Consider the following 2,366-nt stretch of genomic DNA (forward strand, 5'->3'; position numbering starts at 1 on the left):
AAGCCAGTCCATTGATTTTCTCATCATTGGCAGAGGCTGAGTATTGTTCATAAAGTTTCCGGAAGAGTGGTAAAGCTTCTGTTAAATGGCCTTGAGCCTGCAAAGCTCTGCCTTTTGCCATTATCACTCCTTTGTTGTTTTGCAAATCCTCTGAAAGAGAATTGATGTACTCAATACACCCACAAAAATTGTCAAGAAGAAACAAAGATCTGGATTTTAATTGCACAATACGAGCATATTGACGCGAGCCTACCACGTATTTTTTTAATAGCTTTTCGGCCTCATCTAATGCCTTTTGGGGATCGGTTTTCAGAAGACGGAAACCATGATCTATGTCGGGATATGACTGTATATGAGAGGGACCAGAGTGGGGCTGGGTACGATATCCTGAAAGTTGGCGGCGCTCAGAGTTATCAGCACTTCCTGCGACCGTAGAGCCTTGCGCTCTGTGAGTATAAAGCTTAGGCCCACTTGAATAGCTTGGCCTGAAAAGCATTTGCGCCTGTCGGTCATGGTTGTTTTTCCCATGGTTTGGCGTTATATCCATACTCTCAATAAACCTTAATAACAGTTATATCCAGGAGTGTTCGTGAAACCAATGTTTTGTATGGATGCTAGTGAGGGAACAAAGGTTCAAAATGAGTCAGGGTCACAAACAGGGCTGTTTGAAGGTTTGGGTACTTACGCAGTCATTTGAGCCAATAGCTGTCGTTCCCTTTCCCTCCAGAGTTCAGCTTTCTTCATTTCCTGTCGATGGGGTTCAAGTTTATTGGCCAGACCAAAGAGTAATAGCGCTGTCTGCTTGAACTCGTATGCTTTTTTCTCTTCGATACCCAAAATTTGCAGCCCAGGTTGCGGCCAGGCGGATAAAAAGCGGAAACAATGAGCCAGTTGACTGAGACAGGATGCATCTATGCCTCCGCTGCTCTCCACCGCAAAAGCAGCCCAGTTGAACGCTTTCCCCAAAAGGGTCAAATGTTCGGGCAAGATTTTCTCAACGCTCATTAATTCCTGAAAGTAACGGATACTCAAGCATAAGAAGGTATCGAATCCTGAATACAACTGCTTATCAAGTTGCAGTCCATCAAACTGCTCCCATGCTTCGGTATCAATGAAAATAGCTGCCAGACACAGTTCAATCTCCTTATCTTCACAAGGGGTGTTCGCCTTCCCCCTGGCTGCCTGAGTGCGCAGCCGGACAAAGATGTCCTGGGCCGTTTTCAGGTTATCTGCCCCTCCCATAACATGGTGATGTATGCCCAGAGCCAGTTCGATCTCCCTGTCATCGCAGGGAGTGTTCACTTGCCCACCGGCCGCCCGGGTGCGTAGCTGGGTAAAAATGTCCAGAGCCGTTTTCAGGTTATCTGCCCCCCCCATGATCTGGAGATGTTTACCCAGTGTTAACTCAATCTCCTTATCATCACAGGGGGTATTCACCTGCCCTCCGGCCGCCTGAGTGCCAGCTGGGTAAAGATGTCCCGGGCCGCTTTCAGGTTGGCTGTGCCCCTCATAATCTGGAGATGTATACCCAGAGCCAGTTCAATCTCCTTGTCATCGCAAGGCGTGTTCTCCTGTCCTCCTGCTGCACGGGTGCGCAGCCGGGTAAAGATGCCCAGGGCCGTTTTCAGATTTTCCGTGCTTCCCATAACCTGGAATAGCCGTCCAAGAGCCAGCTCGACCTCCCTATCCTCACAGGGCGTGTTCGCCTGCCCTCCAGCCGCCCGGGTACGTAGCTGGGTAAAGATGTCCAGAGCTGCTTTCAGGTTGTCCGTGCCTCCAATTATCTGAAGTAATCTGCCCAGAGCCAGTCCATTGTTTTTTTCATCGTTGAGAGAGCCTGAATATTTTTCATAAAGTTGCTGGAAGAGTGGCAAAGCTTCCATTAAATGGCCTCTCGCCTGTAAAGCTCTGCCCTTTGTCATCATCACGCCTTTGTTATTTTGCAAATCCTCTGAAAGAGAATTGACGTACCCGATACATCCATCAAAATTCTCAAGAAGACACAAAGATCTAGCTTTTAATTGCACAACTCGGATATATTGCCTCGGGTCTCCCTCGTATTTTTTTAATAGCGTTTCGGCCTCATCTAATGCCTTTTGGGGATCGGTTTTCAGAAGACGGAAACCATAATCTATGTCGGGATATGACTGTATATAAGAGTAAGGCGGGTAGTGCTGGGTACGATATTGTGAAAGTTGGCGGCGTTCAGAGTTATCCGCACTCCCTGAGTACGAAGGGCCTTGGATGCCGGGGATATCAGGCATATAGCTGGCTGGATAGCTTTGCATGTAAGAAGGAGGAGGCGCCTGTCGTCCATGGCGCCCTTTTCCATAGTATGGCGGTATGTTCATACTCTGAATAAGCCT

Annotated in this window: 3 protein-coding genes; all 3 read right to left on the minus strand. The window is 48.1% G+C overall.

Annotated features, from left to right (window positions below):
• Positions 1-547 (minus strand): hypothetical protein (locus E1189_RS23745; RefSeq protein ID WP_196221251.1); only part of this gene is annotated, 547 nt, incomplete at its 3' end.
• 134 nt (positions 548-681) lie between these two features.
• On the minus strand, positions 682-1,437 hold the full coding sequence (locus E1189_RS05995) for a hypothetical protein (RefSeq protein ID WP_155159136.1): 756 nt from the start codon (positions 1,435-1,437) through the stop codon (positions 682-684).
• Entirely contained in the window at positions 1,434-1,946 is a 513-nt protein-coding gene (locus E1189_RS06000; protein ID WP_196221252.1) for a hypothetical protein, read from the minus strand. The genes E1189_RS05995 and E1189_RS06000 overlap by 4 nt, the downstream gene beginning before the upstream one ends.
• Between the last annotated feature and the right edge of the window lie 420 nt (positions 1,947-2,366).

The organism is Parendozoicomonas verongulae, assembly GCF_009711465.1.
Taxonomy (GTDB): Bacteria; Pseudomonadota; Gammaproteobacteria; order Pseudomonadales; family Endozoicomonadaceae; genus Sansalvadorimonas; species Sansalvadorimonas verongulae.